We start from the raw sequence: 20543 nt of genomic DNA, 5'->3' as shown, positions 1-20543 counted from the left end.
ACAGAGCCCGGTGGCCGTGAAGTACGCGCGTTTTACTCAATCATCTCTTTGGTTATCCCCAGCCGTTTCATTCGGGAAAGCAACGTGGTGCGTTTAATACCCAGGCGTTGCGCAGCGCCCCGTGGCCCGGCAACCACCCCATTAGTTTCTTTCAGAACGCGCAAAATTTGCTGGCTTTCGTCTTCACCCTGTAATGGCGTATCTGTATCTTCCGGCAGTTCAAAACTGGCCCGGTCATTCAGCGTCACCTGTTCAGGCAAAGAGAGTTGCAACACACTGCCGCGGGTCAGCAATACTGCACGTTCAATCACATTTTCCAGTTCACGGACATTACCCGGCCAGTCCATACGGCTCAGGGTGCGCAGTGTTTCCGCCGGAATGCTGTCAATACTGCGGCCCATGCGGCGTGCTATCTTGAAGGTGAAGGCTTTTACCAGTAACGGGATATCTTCACGGCGTTCACGCAGGGGAGGTAACTGGATGGGGAAAACATTCAGCCGGTAGTAGAGGTCGCTGCGAAACTCCCGGTTATCAACCATCTGTTTCAAATCCCGGTTGGTGGCGGCTATCAGCCTGACATCGGCGTTGATAACTTTATTGCTTCCCAGGCGTTCAAACTCTTTTTCTTGCAACACGCGCAATAATTTAGGCTGCAACTCCAGGGGCATATCGCCCACTTCGTCTAAAAAAAGCGAGCTTTTATCTGCCAGTTCGAAGCGACCAATACGCTGGGTGCTGGCACCGGTAAATGCGCCACGTTCATGGCCGAACAGGTCACTTTCCAGTAAACCAGCGGGCATGGCCGCGCAGTTGATTTTTACCATGCGCCGGTTATTGCGCCCACTCAGGTTATGGATGGCGCGGGCAATCAGTTCCTTGCCGGTACCGGTTTCCCCAAGGATAAGCACGGTACTGTCGCTTTGTGCGACCATTTCCACCTGTTTCATAACCGATGACATCACGTCACTGCGGCCAATAATTTCACCAAACTCACTGGACACATTATTAATTTGTTCAGTCAGCGCCAGGTTTTCATCCACCAGTTTTTCTTTCAGCCGGTGAATTTCCTGGTAAGCCAGCGCATTATCTACCGCAATAGCAATACGCTCAGCAATCTGGCGTAATAGCTTGATATTACTGGCGGTAAATACTTTCTCTTCACACTGCGCCAGCTTCAGTACACCAACAATATTTTGCCCGAACATCAGTGGTAACAGGCACAGTGTCTGGATCTGGTTGCCCCACATTTCAAATAACATGCGTTCATAAGGCGCGTGTTCATCGCGCTGGTTCAGGTTAACCAGCAGCATTTCGCGGCTTTTAAACACCCGTTCAGATAAGGTGCCGGCTTCATCCACTTCACTCTGATCATGTACCGGAGCCGCTTTGTCCACGTAATGAGTAGACCAGATGCTGACCTTGTTCTTGCGCGAGTTACGCAACACCACACTGATAGAGTCAATATTAAAGTAGTGATGGATCTCTTTTGCTGCTTCACTGACCAGTTCATCGAGATGCAGTTTTGATAAGACGGCATTGGTGATGGCAACCAGTATGCGGAAGTCGTCCCGTTCCCGGCACAATATCTGGTATTCGTAACTGGAAGTCAGGCGATGCTGAATTTGTTCCGCAGCCACACCTGCCACCTGGGTAAAGATTTGCAGGCGGGCAAACTCTTTCTCGCTCCAGTTTTGCGGGTTCTGGCGAATAAATTCACAGGCTCCGAAAATACGGCCTTCAGCAGCCAGGGGTAACAACCCATAGTGCCCAAAAGAGCGATATAACGGCATTTGTGCCAGTTGTGGCCAGGTGTCTTTAAATTCTTCGTATTGGCAGTGCAGTGCTTCCGGGCGTGACAATATCCGGCGCAGTGGGCCGTTTGCCAGTGCAGTTTCGTCTTCGTATTCCAGTTGCGAGCCTTTGCCGTCGGTGCCATAAAAACTGGCTCGCTGGTGATGGGGCTGCCAGAGCAGAATATTCGCCTGGTCTGCCAGCCCGGCCTGGCGAACCAGTTGGGTGAGTGCTTCAGAAAGCGCACACAAATCAGCCTGTTGCAATAAAGTCCGGGTGATATCGAACAGACCCTGCTGCCCGAGATCGCTCATCGGTGTATATGACATAGTGCCCATCCAGTCAGGCGCGCCTTATGGCGCACCTTGTTATTATTTTGATATGTGACTTTAGTACATCTTATCGAATGGCAAAAAAGAAACGCCAAAAACTTATGCCATCAACAAATGCGCGGTAACGGCTCCGCGTGAGGAAGGTCCAGTGTGCGTTTTACACCGTATAAACCGGTCACCCGCACACCTTTGCGTTCGACTACCTCGCCAATAATGGCCGCTTCAGCGCCAAGGGGGTGAGCACGAAGTTGCGCCAGCACTCCCTCGGCTTTGTCGCGTGCCACAACAATAACCAGCTTGCCTTCATTGGCAAAATTCAGTGCGTCCAGCCCCAGTAACTCGCACACGCCGCGTACCGCCGGGTGTAAGGGCAGACTGGCTTCATTGATTTCCATACCACAGGCGCTGACTGCCGCATATTCATGCAGAACGGCATTCACGCCGCCACGGGTGGCATCGCGCATGGCTTTAATGCCTTGCAGGCCAGTCACTGCCTGAATCAGCGGGGTTAACACGGCACAATCGCTGCGCAACTCGCCGTCCAGCCCAAGGGATTCACGCAGGTTAAGAATTGTGGCGCCATGGTCGCCCAGTGTGCCACTGACCAGGATAACATCGCCCGGTGCAACCTGGTTTGCGCCCCAGTTCAGGTGGTGGGGCACTGCGCCAATACCGGCGGTATTGATAAACAGCTTATCTGCGGCACCGCGCGGCACCACTTTGGTATCCCCGGTGACTACGGCAATACCGGCATCCCGGGCTGTTTTGGCCATACTGGTGACCACCCGTTCCAGAGTGTCATAATCCAGGCCTTCTTCGAGAATGAATCCGCAGGAAATCCAGCGTGGAATTGCGCCACTCACTGAAACATCGTTGGCGGTGCCACAAATAGCCAGTTTGCCAATATCCCCACCGGGAAAGAACAGTGGGTCGATGACGTAGCTGTCAGTGGAAAATGCCAGATGGTCGCCGCTTTTGGTTAATACATCCAGCGGTAAGCGCGCCTGATCTTCCTGGGTTGCCAGCCAGGGGTTGTCGAAGGCGTGCATAAACAGCTGGGCGATAAGTTGTTGCATTGCCTGCCCACCACTACCGTGGGCGAGGGTAACGGTTTTCATGCCACTGGTTCCTCTGCTCGATATTGATACCAGGCAGCACAGGCACCTTCTGAAGACACCATCAGCGCGCCAAACGCACTTTGAGGGTTGCAGGTTTTACCAAACAACGGGCACTGGTGCGGTTTACAACGGCCGGTAAGCACATCGCCACACCTGGCCCGTGGGTCGTCATTGACTGACTGGCGCACCGGGTTAAAGTGCCGTTCGGCGTCAAAACTCTGGTACTCGGGGGTTAAATGCACCCCGGATGCGTCAATCACGCCCAGACCACGCCATTCGCTGTCGCCATTAACCACAAACACATCGGCGATGGCCTGTTGTGCCAGTTTGTTGCCTTCATCAGGTACCACGCGGCTGTACTGGTTTTCCACGCATGCGTGATTCGCTATTTTCTGCTCAACCAGCATGGTTACGCCTTGCAGTAGATCAAGGGGTTCGAAACCAGCAACCACTAAAGGGCGATTAAATTGTTGCGTAATGAAATTATAAGCCTGGGTGCCTATAACCATACTGACATGGCCGGGGGCAAGAAACGCATCAATCTGGTTATCTGGCTGCTCCAGTAATTTTTGCAGCGTGGGGATCAGGGTGATGTGCTGGCAGAAAAAATAAAAATTATTGATGTTTTTTGCTTTTGCCTGGCGCAGGGTGATGGCCGTGGCGGGCATCGTGGTTTCAAAACCCAGCCCGAAGAACACCACTTTATGGCCCGGGTTTTGTTGAGCCAGTTTCAGGGCATCCATTGGCGAATAGACAATACGGATATCCGCACCAGCCGTTTTGGCATCCAGCAGGGAACCCTGGCGGCCAGGTACGCGTAAGGCATCGCCAAAAGTACAAAAAATAACTCCGGGACGGCGGGCAATATCAATACAGGTGTCAATGCGCCCCATTGGCAGCACACACACCGGGCAGCCCGGGCCATGAATAAATTCAATATTGGGTGGTAACAACTGGTCCAGGCCAAATTTGAAAATGGCGTGGGTGTGCCCGCCACACACTTCCATGATGCGCAGTGGATGCTCTGGCGTGGCACCCAGCAGCGGAGCCCGCTGGGCGAGGTGTGCCAGAAGTTTGCGTACCTGTTCGGGGTCGCGATACTCATCGACCAGATGCATATTAACGCTCCTCGCCGTACAGCAGGGCGCCTACATCAGGCTCAACGTCAAACATATTCTGTAAGGCATCCAGAGTATCCCGGGCTTCCTGCTCATCAATCACACTCATGGCAAACCCAACATGCACCAGTACCCATTGCCCCAGGCGCGGCTGGCCCTGTTCGTCGTGTTGCCCAACCAGGCTTAAATCGACATCACGCTGGATGCCACAGACATCAACTTTTGCCTGGTTGTCATCCAGCAGGGCGCTGATTTGCCCGGGAATGCCTATGCACATTGTTGCGCCTCCAGCCAGTTAAGCCAGGTCTCCATGCCGTCGCCTTTGGTGGCTGACAAAGAGATAATTTCAATTCCCGGGTTAACTTCACGGGCGTAAGCGAGGCATTTTTCCACGTCAAAATCCAGGTATGGCAGTAAATCGACTTTATTGAGGATCATCAGTGAGGCAGCGGCGAACATGTGCGGGTATTTCAGTGGCTTGTCTTCACCTTCGGTAACAGACAACACAGCTACTTTATGGCGTTCACCTAAATCAAAACTTGCCGGGCACACCAGATTACCCACGTTTTCAATAAACAGAATGCCATGGTTGTCCAGCGGCAGGCGGTGCATGGCATCGTGAATCATTTGCGCATCAAGATGGCAGCCTTTACCGGTGTTCACCTGGATTGCCGGTGTGCCTGTTTCACGGATACGTGCGGCATCGTTAACTGTTTGCTGGTCACCTTCGATAACGGCGCACGGCACACGCCCTTGCAGGCGTTTCAGGGTTTCAGTCAGCAGGGTCGTTTTACCTGAACCCGGGCTTGAGACCAGGTTGAGAACCAACTGTTGTTGTTTGGCAAACCAGGTACGGTTCTGGCGAGCCAGTTGGTTGTTTTTGTCCAGAACGTCAATTTCAACTTCCAGCATACGGCGCTGGCTTTGGCCTGGCGCGTGGCTACCGGCTTCACCGTGCCCATAATGCAGGTCGCCGCCTGTCAGTTCATCTGGCGCGAAGTGGGTGGTTTCCGGTGCCAGCCCGGTGATACTCAGTTTATGAGCAACAGAAGCTGACGCCGCGAAAGGCGCACTACGGAAAGGTGAGTGGGGATTATGCTCATCGCCTTCGATATAACGGTTGCCTTCACCGCAACCACAAGTGGTACACATACAGCACTCCTACTCGATTTCCAGGCGCATTATCTGCATACCGTCGTCGGCCACTATCTGGAGCTTATCGCTCTGGCACTGCGGGCAACGGCGCACGCGCTGGGTTAATAACGTGACATATTGCTGGCACTGCGGGCACCAGCACTCTGCCTGTTGTTCTTCTATATGCAGGGCACAACCTTCTGCCAGCGTGCCGCGGCACACCAGTTCGAAACAGAAGGTCAGTGCGCTGGTTTCCACGCAGGAGAACGCGCCAATCTTGAGCCAGACTGCGGTAATACGCTGTGCGTTATTCTGGCGAGCCTGCTGCTCCATTAATTCGACAGCGCGCTGGCAGAGTGTAATTTCGTGCATAACTGCTCCTCGTGAATCACCCTGCGCACCCAATGCAATAAAAGTGCCATGTTTTATTTTCCCCTGGTAAAGAAATGTCGTCAGCGATGACGACGATGACGAAAATGACATGTCAAAAAACTGCTCATTGGTTTGATTTTAAAATAAATCATTAAAAAACAATTAATTAAAAATTGGCACGTTATGTGCTTATGGAGGGAACTTCCATCAAAAGAGTAACGCAACATGACCATTTGGGAACTGAGCGAAAAAGCTGAATACATTGCCGACCGGCATCGCCAGCTACAGGATCAGTGGCATACCTACTGCAACACCCTGATTCAGGCCGTCACGTTATCAAAAGCACACCTGTACCACGCAGTGGGATGCAGCCCCGACGAGGATCTCTGCTTTGTGCTGTTTGACCACTTTATTGTGCACATTGAGCCTGCTAAAGGCTTTAACTGCCACACCATCGAATATGCCTTAAGTACCCGTGATGATAACACCCGGCTACTGATTAGCACGGCTGAGCTGAGCAATGCCGGACAGATAGATAACACCGTGAATATCCGCGACCGCCAGCAGGTGCTCGACCACTACCTTGGCAAGATTGGCAGTGTCTACGACAGCCTGTATCAGGCAGTACATGATGATACGCCGCTGAATGTCAGTGAGCTTAAACAAGAACTGGCCCGCCACGCACTGGCCTGAGCCTTAACCTGTGTCGACATCTGTCGAAATTGACAGTTTGCGGCATGTTTTCGTCAAAAATGACTATCGACCCGAGGACATACCCGGTGAATCGTTTTGTTATCGCCGACTCCAGGCTGTGCATAGGTTGCCATACCTGTGAAGCTGCCTGTTCTGAAACGCATCGCCAGCAGGGGCTGCAATCGCTGCCGCGCCTGAAAGTCATGCGCAATAAAAATGAATCCGCGCCGCAGTTATGCCACCACTGTGAAGACGCGCCATGCGCGACCGTGTGCCCGGTCAACGCGATTAAACGTGTTGATGGCGCTGTTCAGCTCAATGAAAGTTTGTGTGTGAGCTGCAAGCTGTGCGGTATTGCCTGCCCATTTGGCGCTATTGAGTTCTCCGGCAGCCGCCCGCTGGATATTCCGGCCAACGTCAATACATCTAAAGCGCCTCCGGCACCGCCAGCTCCGGCCAAAGTCAGCAGCATGCTGGACTGGGTGCCAGGTATTCGTGCGGTGGCTGTGAAATGTGATTTATGCCAGTTCGATGAGCAAGGCCCGGCCTGTGTACGTACCTGCCCGACCAAAGCACTGCGTGTTGTGGACAACGCAGATTTGGCGCTGGCCAGCAAACGTAAACGTGCGCTGACGGTGAATGCGAATTTGGGTGATTTGTCTTTATTCAATACCGGGACGGAGGCAACTAAATGAATGCGTTGTCGTTGATGGATGGCGCGGTGCTCGGTTTTATTATTACCGCAGTGCTGGCGCTTTTCTTTGCCTTTTCCCGCACGCTCAGTGGCCTGCTGGCCGGGGTGTGTGGCGCGGCCAGTAGCCTGATGGCTATCCTGGCGGCAGGTGCCGTGCTGACTGGGGCTGCGCCTCAGGCTGTCAGCTCGTTCAGCTTTATGCATATGACGTTTCAGCTAACTGCATTAAGCAGTATCTGGCTGATTGCGCTGTGTATTCCGTCACTGTTCGTCAGTGTGTTCAATATTGCCTGGCACCGCCATGAAGATGTCCGTTGCAATGGTTTCTTATTGAATTTACTGATGGCCGCAGCACTGCTTGCTGTGACAGCCACTAATTTCGCCATGTTGATTGTGATGGCTGAAATCATGGCGTTGTGTGCTGTGTTTCTTACCGGGTGCAGCCAGTCTGGCAAGTTGTGGTTCTTACTGGGCCGCCTGGGTACTGTTCTGCTGGCGGTTTGTGCATGGCTTCTTCGGGCGCGTTACGGCACCCTGGATTTTGTCGAACTGCAACCTGCGGTCAGTGCGTTTCCGTTAACCCCGGCTATCTGGATCCTTGGCTTGCTGGGTTTTGGCCTGCTGGCAGGCATTATTCCCTTGCATGGCTGGGTGCCACAAGCCCATGCCAATGCTTCTGCGCCAGCAGCGGCAGTGTTTTCGGCTGTGGTGTTGAAAGTGGGCCTGTACGGCATTCTTACTTTGTCTTTACTGGGTAGCCAGTTGCCGCTTTGGTGGGGGGTTGTGGTGCTGTTGCTGGGCATGTTAACTGCCTTTGTCGGTGGGCTGTATGCGCTGATGGAGCACAACATTAACCGCCTGCTGGCTTACCACGCGCTGGAAAACATCGGCATTATTTTGCTGGGCCTTGGCGTTGGGCTGATTGGCTGTGCGCTGAATGACACCGTGCTGATTGCCCTTGGGCTGACTGGCGGTTTATATCACCTGATTAACCACAGCTTGTTTAAAACCACCTTATTCCTTGGTGCCGGGGCTGTATGGTTCCGCACCGGCCACCGCGATATTGAGAAACTTGGTGGTATGGGTAAACGCATGCCGGCGATTTCTCTCGCCATGCTGGTGGGGCTGATGGCGATGGCCGCATTACCGCCACTGAACGGCTTTGCCGGTGAATGGCTGATTTACCAGTCTTTCTTCCATTTGAGTAATGCCCCTGTGTTTATTGGCCGCTTCTTTGGGCCGCTGATGGCTGTTGGCCTGGCAATTACCGGGGCGCTGGCTGTGATGTGTATGGCGAAAGTGTATGGCGTGACGTTCCTTGGCGCGCCGCGTACCGCCGCCGCTGAACAGTCTCGCAGTGCACCGGTATTAATGAACATCAGTGTCATCGGGCTGGCATTGTGCTGCGTGGTGGCGGGTGTGGCTGCGCCCTGGCTGTTGCCATTACTGCAACAGGCTGTGCCATTACCGCTGGTTACCGCACATACCACCGTTTCTCAACCCATGATGACACTGCTGCTGGTGGCCTGCCCATTCCTGCCTTTCCTGTTGATGTTGTTGCTCAAAGGCGACCGCCTGGCTGCCCGCAGTAAAGGCATGGCCTGGGTATGCGGCTACGACCACGAACAATCAATGGTGATTACGGCTCACGGTTTTGCCATGCCAGTGAAAGGGGCGTTTGCTCCGGTACTGAAATTGCGTAACTGGTTGAACCCGGTGCGTCTGTTTCCGGGCTGGCAGAGTGAATGTGTGGCGGGGGTATTCCGTCGCCTGGCCTTAATCGAACTGGCTGTATTGCTGGTTGTTGTCATTACCCGAGGAGTCTGAAGATGAATACTGTGTTACTGGCCTGTATTCAGGCGCTGGTGCTGTTTGCACTGGCTCCCCTGATTGCTGGTGTGACGCGCGTTGCCCGTGCCCGGCTGCATAACCGCCGTGGGCCGGGCCTGCTCCAGGAATACCGTGATTTAGTTAAGCTGTTGGGCCGCCAGAGCGTGGCGCCTGCGGCATCTGGTTGGGTGTTCCGCCTGACACCTTTTGTGATGTGTGGTGTGTTGCTGACGATTGCCACCGCGTTGCCGGTGGTGACAATAGCTTCTCCCCTTGCACCACTGGGTGACCTGATAACGCTTCTCTACCTGTTCGCTATTGTGCGCTTTTTCTTCGCCATAGCCGGTCTGGATACCGGCAGCCCGTTTACTGGCCTGGGTGCCAGCCGTGAGGCAATGCTCGGGGTTCTGGTTGAACCCATGTTGCTGTTGGGTTTATGGGTGGCAGCGTTAGTGGCTGGTTCCACTAATGTTGGCAATATCGCATTGATTATTGCGCACTGGCCTGTTTCCCACAGCATTCCATTGGTTCTGGCTCTGGTTGCCTGTGGCTTCGCCACATTCATTGAAATGGGCAAACTGCCGTTCGACCTGGCGGAAGCTGAACAGGAACTGCAGGAAGGGCCGTTATCGGAATACAGCGGTGCCGGGTTTGCTGTCATGAAATGGGCAATCAGCCTGAAGCAACTGGTGGTGCTGCAAATGTTTCTTGGGGTGTTTATCCCCTGGGGGCAAATGACTCAGTTCTCCTGGTCTGGCCTGGTGCTGGCGGTGGTTATCGCGCTGGTCAAACTGGTGGTTGGGGTGCTGGTGATTGCTCTGTTTGAAAACAGCATGGCGCGTTTGCGTTTTCTTGCCACCTCCCGGGTTACCTGGGCCGGGTTCGGCTTTGCCTTTTTAGCGTTCGTCTCCTTGTTGGTGGCGTGATTTAAGAGAGTGTATCCATGTCAGAAGAAAAAATCGGCCAGCAGTATATTGCTGCGCTACATCAGGCTTTCCCGGGCGTTATCCTGGAAGAAGCCTGGCAGACCAAAGACCAGATAACATTAACGGTTAAGGTCGACCGGCTGCCTGAGGTGGTGGAACATCTCTACTACCAACAAGGTGGATGGTTGTCAGTGTTGTTTGGTAATGACGAACGCCAGTTGTGTGGTAACTACGCGGTCTACTATGTGCTGTCGATGGAGCAGGGCGTGCGTTGCTGGATTACGGTACGTGTTGAAGTAGACCCGGTGAAACTGGAGTACCCGGCGGTAACGCCACGAGTACCGGCTGCGGTGTGGGGCGAGCGTGAAGTGCGCGATATGTATGGCCTGCAGCCTGTCGGGTTGCCCGATGAGCGCCGCCTGGTACTGCCTGATGACTGGCCGGATGATTTGTATCCGCTGCGCAAAGACAGCATGGACTACCGCCAGCGTCCGGCACCGACCACCGATCAGGAAACTTACCCGTTCATTAATGAACTGGGCGATAAGAAAAACAACGTGGTGCCGATTGGCCCGCTGCATGTCACCTCTGATGAACCAGGGCATTTCCGCCTGTTTGTTGATGGCGAGAACATCATTGATGCCGACTACCGGTTGTTCTATGTCCACCGTGGTATGGAAAAACTGGCGGAAACCCGCATGGGCTACAACGAAGTGACATTCCTGTCTGACCGGGTGTGTGGCATTTGCGGTTTTGCACACAGCACGGCCTATACCACCTCTGTGGAAAATGCCATGGGGATTCAGGTGCCGGAAAGGGCGCAGATGATCCGCGCAATTTTGCTGGAAGTAGAGCGCCTGCACAGCCACCTGCTCAACCTGGGGCTGGCCTGCCACTTTGTGGGTTTTGACTCCGGCTTTATGCAGTTCTTCAAGGTGCGTGAGCATTCCATGAAAATGGCCGAGATCCTGACCGGTGCGCGTAAAACCTATGGCCTGAACCTGATTGGCGGTATTCGCCGCGACATGCTCAAAGACGACATGATTCAGACACGTAAACTGGCTCAGCAAATGCGCCGTGACGTGCAGGATCTGGTCGATATTCTGCTCAGTACGCCAAATATTGAACAGCGTACCGTGGGGATTGGCCGCCTTGACCCGCAAATAGCCCGTGACTTCAGTAACGTGGGCCCAATGGTGCGTGCCAGTGGGCATGCCCGTGATACCCGTGCGGATCACCCGTTTGTGGGCTATGGATTACTGCCAATGGAAGTCCACAGCGAGCAGGGCTGCGATGTTATTTCCCGCCTCAAAGTGCGGATTAACGAAGTGTTTACCGCGCTGAATATGATTGACTTCGGTCTGGATAACCTGCCGGGTGGCCCGCTGATGGTGGAAGGCTTCACGTATATTCCCCACCGCTTCGCTTTAGGTTTCGCAGAAGCGCCGCGTGGCGATGATATCCACTGGAGTATGACTGGCGATAACCAGAAATTGTATCGCTGGCGCTGCCGTGCCGCGACTTATGCCAACTGGCCAACTCTGCGTTACATGTTGCGCGGTAATACCGTGTCTGACGCACCGTTGATTATCGGCAGTCTTGACCCGTGCTACTCCTGTACGGACCGTATGACGGTAGTGGATGTGCGTAAACGTAAGAGCAAAGTTGTGCCATATAAAGAGCTCGAACGTTACAGCATTGAACGCAAAAACTCGCCACTGAAATAACGTCTTTGGCGCCCGCGTTTGGCGGGCGCAGAGGAGCAATGATGTTTACGTTTATCAAAAAAGCGTTGAAAACCGGGGTGGCAACACAAAGCTACCCGCTCAGCCCGATTGAGGTTGATAAAAATTTCCGGGGTAAGCCACAACATAACCCCCAGCAGTGCATTGGTTGCGCAGCCTGCGTCAATGCCTGCCCGTCTAATGCACTGAGTGTGGAAACTGACCTGGCAACTGACCAGCAAGCCTGGCAGTTTAACCTTGGGCGCTGCATTTTTTGTGGCCGGTGCGAAGAAGTTTGCCCGACAGCCGCAATTAAGCTCTCCCAGGAGTATGAACTTGCCGTATGGCGTAAAGAGGATTTCCTCCAGCAGGCGCGTTTTGACCTGTGCCATTGCCGGGAATGCGGCAAGCCTTTTGCGGTACAAAAAGAGATTGATTACGCCATTGCTTTGTTAGCCCATGAGGGCGACCCGCGCGCGGAATCACGCCGGGAAAGTTTTGAAACCTGCCCGGACTGCAAGCGTCAGCAGTGCCTTGCGCCGTCAGATAAAATTGATTTCAGCCGCCAGATGAAGGAGGCCAGCTGATGAGCAACCTGTTAGGGCCACGCGACGCCAACGGGATACCGGTTCCCATGACAGTGGATGAATCCATTGCGCAGATGAAAACGTCGTTGCTGAAAAAAATCAAACGCTCTGCCTATGTTTACCGGGTGGACTGCGGTGGCTGCAACGGCTGTGAAATTGAGATTTTCGCCACTATTTCACCACTGTTCGACGCTGAACGCTTCGGGATTAAAGTAGTGCCATCACCACGTCATGCCGACATTCTGTTATTTACTGGCGCGGTTACTCGTGCGATGCGCTCGCCGGCGTTGCGGGCCTGGGAATCAGCCCCGGATCCGAAAATCTGTATTTCTTACGGGGCCTGTGGCAACAGTGGCGGCATCTTCCATGACCTGTATTGCGTCTGGGGCGGTACCGACAAAATAGTGCCGGTTGATGTCTATATTCCAGGTTGCCCGCCGACACCTGCCGCCACACTGTATGGTTTTGCCATGGCGTTAGGGTTGCTGGAGCAGAAAATTCATGCCCGTTTGCCGGGAGAAGTGGATAACCAGCCTGCACAGTTATTACACCCGGATATGGTTCAGCCGTTGCGTGTGCGTATTGAGCGTGAAGCGCGCCGCCTGGCGGGCTACCGCTATGGCCGCCAGATTGCCAATGATTACCTGCGTATGCTGGCACAAGGTGAAGATAAAGTGGGGAGCTGGTTGTCGAGCGAAAATGATCCGCGCCTGAGTGAAATTGTTGGCAATCTGCAAAATCTGGTGGCCGGGGAGCGTGTCTGATGAGTGAAACCGTGGTGTTCAGCCAGTTGAGCCGCAAATTTGTCGATGAAAACGACAATACGCCCGCAGATGCCCAACAAGTGGTGTATTACAGCCTGGCGATTGGCCACCATCTGGGGGTGATCGACTGCCTGAAGGCCGCGTTGACGTGCCCTTATCCGGCTTACCAGGCATGGGTGGCAACACTCGAAGCGGGTAGCCAGGCGCGGCGTAAAATGGAAGGCGTGCCGCGTTATGGGGAAATCGTTATCGACAGTACCCATGTCGACATGCTGGCTTACGCGTTTGATAACGCCCGCAGCCAGCAAACGCCGGAGCAACAAAGCTGGAGCGAGCAAATGCTGGCAATGTTGCAGGCTATTCACCAGGAGCCGGCAGTGTACCTGATGGTCAGGAGGCAACATGACTGACGTATTGTTATGTGTTGGCAACAGCATGATGGGCGATGACGGCGCCGGTCCGTTACTGGCCGAGCGCTTTCGTGCAGCTCCTCAGGGTAACTGGGTGCTGATAGATGGCGGCAGCGCCCCGGAAAATGATGTTGTGGCGATTCGTGAATTACGGCCAGACCGCCTGCTGCTGGTTGATGCCACAGAAATGGGGCTCAACCCAGGCGAAATCCGGGTTATCAACCCGGATGATATTGCCGAAATGTTTATGATGACCACCCATAATATGCCGCTGAACTATTTGGTTGACCAAATCAAAGAGGATGTGGGAGAGGTGATTTTCCTCGGTATCCAACCCGATATCGTGGGTTTTTATTACCCCATGACTGCACCGGTGATTGCTGCCGTGGATGAAGTTTATGCCCGGCTTGCCAGTTGGGAAGGGCAGGGCGGCTTTGCCTTACTGGAGCCAGACTGCTGATTTTTAGCTGTCATCATGTTGTCAAATGTCATCGTCACTTGTGTCGATGACATTTTTTTTGGCAAAAATAAAAAATAAAATCTTTAAATAACAATGTATTAATAGTTGGCATGAAATGTGCTTAATAAGCGCGGAAACCACTATTACTGCTGGAGAAGTAGATGAACCGTTTCATCCTTGCTGATGCGAGCAAATGTATCGGGTGTCGCACATGTGAAGTGGCATGTGTGGTATCTCACCAGGAAAACCAGGATTGCGCTGCGCTGACGCCACAGACTTTTCAACCACGCATTCATGTTATTAAAGGCGTCAACGTTTCGACGGCAACCATGTGCCGCCAGTGTGAAGATGCTCCCTGTGCCAATGTTTGCCCGAACGGCGCCATCAGCCGCGATAAAGGTTTTGTTCATGTTATGCAAGAACGCTGCATTGGTTGTAAAACCTGTGTGGTTGCCTGCCCCTATGGCGCGATGGATGTCGTCGTGAAACCGGTAGTGCGTAACAGCGGTGCCGGGCTGAATATTCAGGCTGAAAAAGCAGAAGCGCACAAATGTGACCTGTGTTTTCACCGTGAAAATGGCCCTGCCTGTGTTGAGGCCTGCCCGACCAACGCAATTGTTTGTGTCGACAGAAATAAGCTGGAGTCAATGAGTGCGGAAAAACGCCGCCGTGCTGCTCTGGATACCACCACATCGCTGATGTTTTAATCTCAGTGACTTTCAACTTTTAACAGGTCTGTTATAGATGAAAAAGATTACCAGTGTTTGCCCCTATTGCGGAGCAGGCTGCAAACTGAAACTTGTCGTTGAAAACAACAAAATCATCCGTGCTGAAGCCGCCGATGGTAAAACCAACCAGAATGAATTGTGCCTTAAAGGCTACTATGGCTGGGACTTCCTGAACGATACCAAACTGCTGACACCACGCCTCCAGCAGCCAATGATCCGCTATGAAAAAGGTGGCAAACTTCAGCCTGTTTCCTGGGAAGAAGCTATCAGCTACACCGCAAAACGTTTAAGTGATATCAAAGCCAAATATGGCCCGCGTTCTATCATGACCACCGGTTCTTCTCGTGGTACGGGTAACGAAACTAACTTTGTGATGCAGAAGTTTGCCCGTGCGGTGCTCAATACCAATAACGTCGATTGCTGTGCGCGTGTGTGCCATGGCCCGTCTGTTGCCGGTTTGCAGGCAGCATTAGGTAATGGGGCAATGAGTAACTCCATTGGTGACATTGAGAATTCACGTTGCCTGCTGGTAATTGGTTACAACTGTGCGGATTCACACCCAATCGTGGCGCGCCGGGTGATTAAAGCCAAAGAAAATGGCGCCAAAATTATTGTTTGCGACCCGCGTCGCATTGAAACTGCCCGTATTGCTGACCAGCATTTGCAAATTAAAAACGGTTGTAACATGGCGCTGGTGAATGCCTTCGCTTATGTCCTGCTGGAAGAAAACCTCTACGACAAAGAGTATGTTGCGAAATATACCGAAGGTCTGGATGCTTACCGTGAAGTGGTAAAAGACTACGCACCGGAAGCTGTAGAACACCTGACTGGGGTTAGCGCGCAGCAAATTCGCCAGGCGATGCGTACTTATGCCGCGGCACCTTCCGCCACTATCATGTGGGGTATGGGTGTTACTCAGTTTGGCCAGGCTGTTGATGTGGTTAAAGGCCTCGCAAGCCTTGCGCTGCTGACCGGTAACCTGGGTCGTGAAAATGTTGGTGTTGGCCCGGTTCGTGGTCAGAACAACGTACAGGGTGCCTGTGATATGGGGGTTCTGCCTAACCAGTTCCCGGGCTACCAGGATGTTACCGATGCCGATGTGCGTGCCAAGTTTGCCAAAGCCTGGAATATTGACCCGGCAATCATGGATGACAAAGTGGGTACCCGCATTACCGAAGTGCCACACCTGGCGCTGGAAGGGAAAATCAAAGCCTACTACATCATGGGCGAAGACCCGCTGCAAACTGAAGCCGACCTGGGCCTGGTGCGTAAAGGGTTTGAAGCGCTCGATTTTGTTGTCGTGCAGGATATCTTCCTGACTAAAACCGCCGAAGTGGCCGATGTGCTGCTGCCTGCTACCTCCTGGGGCGAGCATGGTGGTGTCTTCACTTGTGCTGACCGTGGTTTCCAGCGTTTCGAAAAAGCCATTGAACCGCAGTACAACGTGAAACGTGACTGGGAAATTATCAGCCTGCTTGCGACAGCAATGGGTTACCCCATGCACTATGAAAACAACCAGCAAATTTGGGATGAGTTGCGTGAGTTGTGCCCGCTGTTCTATGGCGTAACCTACGAAAAAATGGGTGATATGGGGCACGTTCAGTGGCCTTGCCCGACGCTTGACCACCCGGGTACCCAGTACCTGTACAAAGGTAACAAGTTCGATACCGATAGCGGCAAAGGTAAATTGTTTGCTGCACAGTGGCGCGCACCGGCTGAAGTGCCGGATAACGACTACCCGCTGGTATTGTGTACCGTGCGTGAAGTGGGCCACTACTCTTGCCGTTCTATGACCGGTAACTGTGCGGCACTGCAAACGCTGGCAGATGAACCTGGCTTTGTACAACTTAACCCGGAAGATGCGCAACGCCTTGGCGTGAAAGACCAGCAACTGGTCTGGGTGGCTTCCCGCCGCGGGAAAGTTATCAGCCGTGCCAATATCAACGAGCGTATCAATACGGGGGCCGTGTACATGACCTACCAGTGGTGGATTGGCGCATGTAACGAACTGACTCAGGACAACCTGGATCCTATCTCCAAAACACCGGAAACCAAATATTGTGCGGTTAACGTGACGGCGATTGAAGACCAGCGCTGGGCTGAGAATTATGCACAAACCACTTACAACGATATGAAAGCACGCCTGCGCGAAGCTATCGCATAAGGCTGACAATGCGCTGCGGGCCTGGCTCGCAGCGCATGATAAGAAGATGAGCGATAACGGTATTTGTTTACGCATTCGCGGCAAAGTTCAGGGTGTGGGGTTTCGTCCCTTTGTCTGGCAACTGGCGCAACGTTTGAATCTGGCTGGCGATGTCTGCAATGACAGCGCTGGCGTGCTGGTGCGCCTGTATGGCGACAGCCAGGCGTTTGTTAACGGGCTGCATCACGATTGCCCTCCGCTGGCACGGATTGACAGCATTGAGCCGTCTCCCTTTCACTGGGGGGCACTGCCGCAGGGGTTTGCCATTCGCCAGAGCGAAACACAGGGCGCAATGGTGACGCAAATAGCCCCGGATGCGGCAACCTGCCCGGACTGCCTGGCTGAAATGAACGACCCGCTTGAACGCCGTTATCGCTATCCTTTTATCAACTGTACACACTGCGGCCCGCGTCTCACGATTATCCGGGCGATGCCTTATGACCGGCCAAATACAGTTATGGCCGCTTTTCCGCTCTGCAGTGTGTGTGAAAGCGAGTACCAGAACCCGGCTGACCGGCGTTTCCATGCTCAGCCGGTCGCCTGCCCGGAATGTGGCCCGCAACTCTCCTGGCAGCGTAGCGGGGAACCCGCACTTGCAGGGGAAGAGGCACTGCAGCAGGCTGTTGCCTGTTTGTTGCGTGGTGAAATTGTGGCAGTTAAAGGCCTGGGCGGATTTCACCTGGCCTGTGACGCAACCAGCCAGCAGGCAGTGATGCGCCTGCGCCAGCGCAAACAGCGCCCGGGCAAGCCACTGGCGGTGATGCTGCCAGATGCCGCATCACTGAGCGCCAGTGCGCAGGAACTGTTGTTAACCCCGGCGGCACCCGTTGTGCTGGTGGATAAAACGCAGGTTAACCACCTGTGTTCCGCCATTGCACCTGGGTTGAACGAAGTGGGGGTGATGGTGCCAGCCAACCCCATCCAGCATTTATTGATGCAGGGTGTGAAACGCCCGCTGGTGATGACATCCGGCAACCTGAGCGGTAAGCCTCCGGTTTTGAGTAATGAGGAAGCCTGTAGCGACCTGGCTGATATTGCCGATGGTTTCCTGCTGCATAACCGCGACATCCTGCAACGGATGGATGATTCAGTACTGGCTGCAGACGGTGCGATGCTGCGCCGGGCCAGGGGCTTTGTGCCCGATGCCTTACTGCTACCGCCTGGATTCACCGCTGTTGAACCGCTGGCGAGCCTCGGGGGCGACCTTAAAAATACCTTCTGCCTGGTGCGTGGTAACCAGGCTGTTATCAGCCAGCATTTAGGTGACCTGCACGACCCTCAGGTGGAGAAACAGTGGTGGCAGGCCTGGCGCGTGATGTGCGAAGTCTATGGCTTTTCACCCCGGCATATCGTTGCTGATGCGCATACAGGTTACCGTGCTTATTCCCTCGCTTGTGAAATGGGCCTGCCGGTACAAACGGTATTGCACCACCATGCGCACCTGGCCGCATGTATGGGGGAGCATGGTCTGCCACGGGAAACCGAACCGGTGATAGGGCTCAGCCTGGACGGTATTGGTATGGGCAGTGATGGCGCGTTGTGGGGTGGGGAGTGTTTGCTGGTGGACTACCGCCAATGCCGCCACCTGGGTGGGTTGCCAGCGGTTGCATTACCCGGCGCAGACCTGGCCGCACGCCAGCCATGGCGTAATTTTCTCGCACAATGCCTGGCTTTTGTTCCCGGCTGGCAGAGCAACCCGCACTGTGCCAGTTTACTGGCTCACCCCTGGGCGGTGCTGGAAAAAGCCATTACCCGGGGAATTAATGCCCCGCTGGCATCTTCTGCCGGGCGGCTATTTGATGCAGTAGCGGCAGCATTGGGGTGTGTTGCAGACCAGCAAACCTGGGAAGGGGAAGCGGCCTGTAGCCTTGAAGCACTGGCTTTGCAGTGCTCGGGTTTCCGGCACACCATTTCCTTACCCGTGGAGAATAATACGCTGGGGCTTGCTGCTTTCTGGCCCGCTTTTCTGGCGCTGAATGCAACGGTGCCAGAAAAAGCCTGGGTGTTTCATGATGTCCTGGCTCAGGGCTTCGCCCAACTGGCGCGATTGCACGCGCGGGCACAAGGTATTTCTACGGTCGTCTGTGCTGGCGGCGTTTTTCACAATCGGCTTTTTCGCCAGCGCCTTCTGCACTGGCTTGGCGATTATCGTGTGTTGTTTCCCCATGATCTTCCTGCAGGAGACGGCGCACTTTCATGGGGGCAGGCGCTGGTTGCGGCTGCCCGGTTGCAGGGATAACCAGGAACCTATTATGTTGTCGAAAATGTCTCATCTGGATGGGCGCGCCGTGTCACTGGTCAGTGCTTTGTTATTAGCTAACCTTGGCGCGTGGGGCTGGGCGTTTATCTCTTTCAGCCACAGCCCGGCGCTGATGGCCGCCAGTTTGCTGGCCTGGTGCTATGGTTTACGCCATGCCGTGGATGCTGACCATATTGCCGCTATCGACAATGTCACCCGCAAGATGATGCAGCAAGGGAAACGTCCACTTGGTGTGGGTGCCTGGTTTTCGCTGGGGCACTCCAGCATTGTGATTCTTGCCACGATTGCCATTGCAGCCACTGCGGCAGCGTTTCAGCATAAAATGGACTGGTTTCATGAAACCGGTAGTGTAATAGGCACAACGGTTTCTGCCGTGTTCTTACTGGCTATGGCCCTGGTGAATCTGGTGATTTTACGTGGGGTATGGCACGCATTTAGCCGGTTGAAACGCGGCGAGCCTGTGAACAACGCCATGGAAGATGCGATTGGCGGCGGCATCATGAGTTGGTTGTTTAAACGGACATTTCGGTTAATTTCCCATAGCTGGCAGATGTATCTTGTTGGTTTCTTGTTTGGCCTGGGCTTTGATACCGCAACGGAAATTGGTGTGCTGGGTATCTCTGCGGCGTCTGCTTCCAACGGTATTTCGATTTGGTCAATTCTGGTTTTCCCGGCGTTATTTGCCAGTGGGATGGCATTGATTGATACGCTGGATAACTTCGTGATGGTTGGCGCATATGGTTGGGCATTTAACAAACCCCAACGTAAGCTCTATTACAATATGACGATTACCGCTACATCCGTAATTGTTGCGCTGTTTATTGGCGGTATGGAAGCACTGGGCCTGGTTATGGAAAAACTGGATTTACAGGGCGGTTTCTGGAATATCGTGAGTTTACTCAATGATAATTTAGGCAATGCCGGGTTTGTTGTGGTCGGCTTGTTTATTTTCTGCTGGATAGTGTCGATGCTGAATTACCGCTGGAAAGGTTACGATGCATTATCCGTTCACCACTAAAGAAAAGTAATGCGGTGAGTCTTCTGTAGTCTTCGTGCATGACATCAACCTCTGGCCTGCTATTTAGCAGGCTCAGATTGATGAAAAAGAAGGAAAAAACGTGGTTTTTCCTTCTTTTTAATTAGTAGCCGAAAATCAATGAATTGATTTTCCTGGTTTTTTATTGGGTGGCATTCTTTCGTTCTGTGTGAATATAAAGTTTGTCATCAGACTCGGCCTGCTATTTAGCAGGCTTTTTTTATTCTCTTTCTGGCAAAGTACAGGGTTCCTAATCAGGATATTCCTGTTTAAAAATAAGGGGATTATTTTTGTGGCGGGAAGTATTGGGGATGTTGCCAGTCTGTTGGTTATGTGTTTCTGTTTCTGTGGTTAAAACCACGT

The 20543-nt window shown here is 53.5% G+C and carries 19 protein-coding genes; 13 read left to right on the top strand and 6 right to left on the bottom strand.

What is annotated here, in order from left to right:
- Nucleotides 1-32: 32 nt before the first annotated feature.
- The 6 genes from flhA to hypA all read right to left on the bottom strand — a co-directional run bounded on the left by flhA (nt 33) and on the right by hypA (nt 5865).
- Nucleotides 33-2120: a formate hydrogenlyase transcriptional activator FlhA gene (gene flhA, locus DT73_RS13400; protein WP_036109707.1), complete on the bottom strand. Its 2088-nt coding sequence runs from the start codon at nt 2118-2120 to the stop codon at nt 33-35.
- 110 nt (nt 2121-2230) lie between these two features.
- Nucleotides 2231-3241: a hydrogenase expression/formation protein HypE gene (hypE, locus tag DT73_RS13395; RefSeq protein WP_036109704.1), complete on the bottom strand. Its 1011-nt coding sequence runs from the start codon at nt 3239-3241 to the stop codon at nt 2231-2233.
- Nucleotides 3238-4359 carry a hydrogenase formation protein HypD gene (gene hypD / locus DT73_RS13390; protein ID WP_036109701.1) on the bottom strand — a complete coding sequence of 374 codons (1122 nt, stop codon included), beginning with the start codon at nt 4357-4359 and terminating at the stop codon, nt 3238-3240. The genes hypE and hypD overlap by 4 nt, the downstream gene beginning before the upstream one ends.
- Before the next feature lies 1 nt (nt 4360).
- On the bottom strand, nt 4361-4636 hold the full coding sequence (locus tag DT73_RS13385) for a HypC/HybG/HupF family hydrogenase formation chaperone (protein ID WP_036109698.1): 276 nt from the start codon (nt 4634-4636) through the stop codon (nt 4361-4363).
- Nucleotides 4627-5511, bottom strand: a complete 885-nt coding sequence (hypB, locus tag DT73_RS13380; RefSeq protein ID WP_036109696.1) for a hydrogenase nickel incorporation protein HypB — start codon at nt 5509-5511, stop codon at nt 4627-4629. The genes DT73_RS13385 and hypB overlap by 10 nt, the downstream gene beginning before the upstream one ends.
- A gap of 9 nt (nt 5512-5520) precedes the next feature.
- Nucleotides 5521-5865, bottom strand: coding sequence for a hydrogenase maturation nickel metallochaperone HypA (hypA, locus tag DT73_RS13375; protein WP_036109693.1), 345 nt, complete (start codon nt 5863-5865; stop codon nt 5521-5523).
- A gap of 225 nt (nt 5866-6090) precedes the next feature.
- On the opposite strand from hypA, the gene hycA reads away from it, so the two are divergent.
- The 13 genes from hycA (at nt 6091) to DT73_RS13310 (ending at nt 20162) form a co-directional block, all read left to right on the top strand.
- Entirely contained in the window at nt 6091-6558 is a 468-nt protein-coding gene (gene hycA, locus DT73_RS13370; protein WP_036109692.1) for a formate hydrogenlyase regulator HycA, read from the top strand.
- Nucleotides 6559-6644: 86 nt separating this feature from the next.
- The gene (locus DT73_RS13365; protein ID WP_036109689.1) at nt 6645-7253 is read left to right on the top strand and encodes a 4Fe-4S dicluster domain-containing protein; all 609 of its coding nucleotides are present in this window, start codon (nt 6645-6647) and stop codon (nt 7251-7253) included.
- Nucleotides 7250-9079 carry a formate hydrogenlyase subunit 3 gene (gene hycC / locus DT73_RS13360; protein WP_036109686.1) on the top strand — a complete coding sequence of 610 codons (1830 nt, stop codon included), beginning with the start codon at nt 7250-7252 and terminating at the stop codon, nt 9077-9079. The genes DT73_RS13365 and hycC overlap by 4 nt, the downstream gene beginning before the upstream one ends.
- A 2-nt stretch (nt 9080-9081) precedes the next feature.
- Nucleotides 9082-10008, top strand: a complete 927-nt coding sequence (locus tag DT73_RS13355; protein WP_036109684.1) for a respiratory chain complex I subunit 1 family protein — start codon at nt 9082-9084, stop codon at nt 10006-10008.
- Nucleotides 10009-10025: 17 nt separating this feature from the next.
- On the top strand, nt 10026-11735 hold the full coding sequence (locus DT73_RS13350; protein ID WP_036109681.1) for an NADH-quinone oxidoreductase subunit C: 1710 nt from the start codon (nt 10026-10028) through the stop codon (nt 11733-11735).
- 41 nt (nt 11736-11776) lie between these two features.
- Nucleotides 11777-12319 carry a formate hydrogenlyase complex iron-sulfur subunit gene (locus DT73_RS13345; protein WP_036109678.1) on the top strand — a complete coding sequence of 181 codons (543 nt, stop codon included), beginning with the start codon at nt 11777-11779 and terminating at the stop codon, nt 12317-12319.
- Nucleotides 12319-13083, top strand: coding sequence for an NADH-quinone oxidoreductase subunit B family protein (locus tag DT73_RS13340; RefSeq protein ID WP_036109675.1), 765 nt, complete (start codon nt 12319-12321; stop codon nt 13081-13083). The genes DT73_RS13345 and DT73_RS13340 overlap by 1 nt, the downstream gene beginning before the upstream one ends.
- The gene (locus DT73_RS13335; protein WP_036109672.1) at nt 13083-13493 is read left to right on the top strand and encodes a formate hydrogenlyase maturation HycH family protein; all 411 of its coding nucleotides are present in this window, start codon (nt 13083-13085) and stop codon (nt 13491-13493) included. Before DT73_RS13340 ends, DT73_RS13335 begins: the two co-directional genes overlap by 1 nt.
- Nucleotides 13486-13953, top strand: a complete 468-nt coding sequence (hycI, locus tag DT73_RS13330; protein ID WP_036109669.1) for a hydrogenase maturation peptidase HycI — start codon at nt 13486-13488, stop codon at nt 13951-13953. The genes DT73_RS13335 and hycI overlap by 8 nt, the downstream gene beginning before the upstream one ends.
- A 161-nt stretch (nt 13954-14114) precedes the next feature.
- Nucleotides 14115-14660 carry an electron transport protein HydN gene (gene hydN / locus DT73_RS13325; RefSeq protein ID WP_036109666.1) on the top strand — a complete coding sequence of 182 codons (546 nt, stop codon included), beginning with the start codon at nt 14115-14117 and terminating at the stop codon, nt 14658-14660.
- 37 nt (nt 14661-14697) lie between these two features.
- Nucleotides 14698-16845, top strand: coding sequence for a formate dehydrogenase subunit alpha (gene fdhF, locus DT73_RS13320; RefSeq protein ID WP_036109663.1), 2148 nt, complete (start codon nt 14698-14700; stop codon nt 16843-16845).
- A gap of 46 nt (nt 16846-16891) precedes the next feature.
- The gene (gene hypF / locus DT73_RS13315) at nt 16892-19123 is read left to right on the top strand and encodes a carbamoyltransferase HypF (RefSeq protein WP_036109660.1); all 2232 of its coding nucleotides are present in this window, start codon (nt 16892-16894) and stop codon (nt 19121-19123) included.
- A gap of 13 nt (nt 19124-19136) precedes the next feature.
- Nucleotides 19137-20162: a HoxN/HupN/NixA family nickel/cobalt transporter gene (locus DT73_RS13310; protein WP_036109657.1), complete on the top strand. Its 1026-nt coding sequence runs from the start codon at nt 19137-19139 to the stop codon at nt 20160-20162.
- Nucleotides 20163-20543 lie beyond the last annotated feature (381 nt).

Source organism: Mangrovibacter sp. MFB070 (assembly GCF_000705335.1).
Classification (GTDB): Bacteria; Pseudomonadota; Gammaproteobacteria; order Enterobacterales; family Enterobacteriaceae; genus Mangrovibacter; species Mangrovibacter plantisponsor.
Note: the sequence above shows the minus strand (reverse complement) of the source record. Positions and strands in the feature narration are given on the sequence as shown.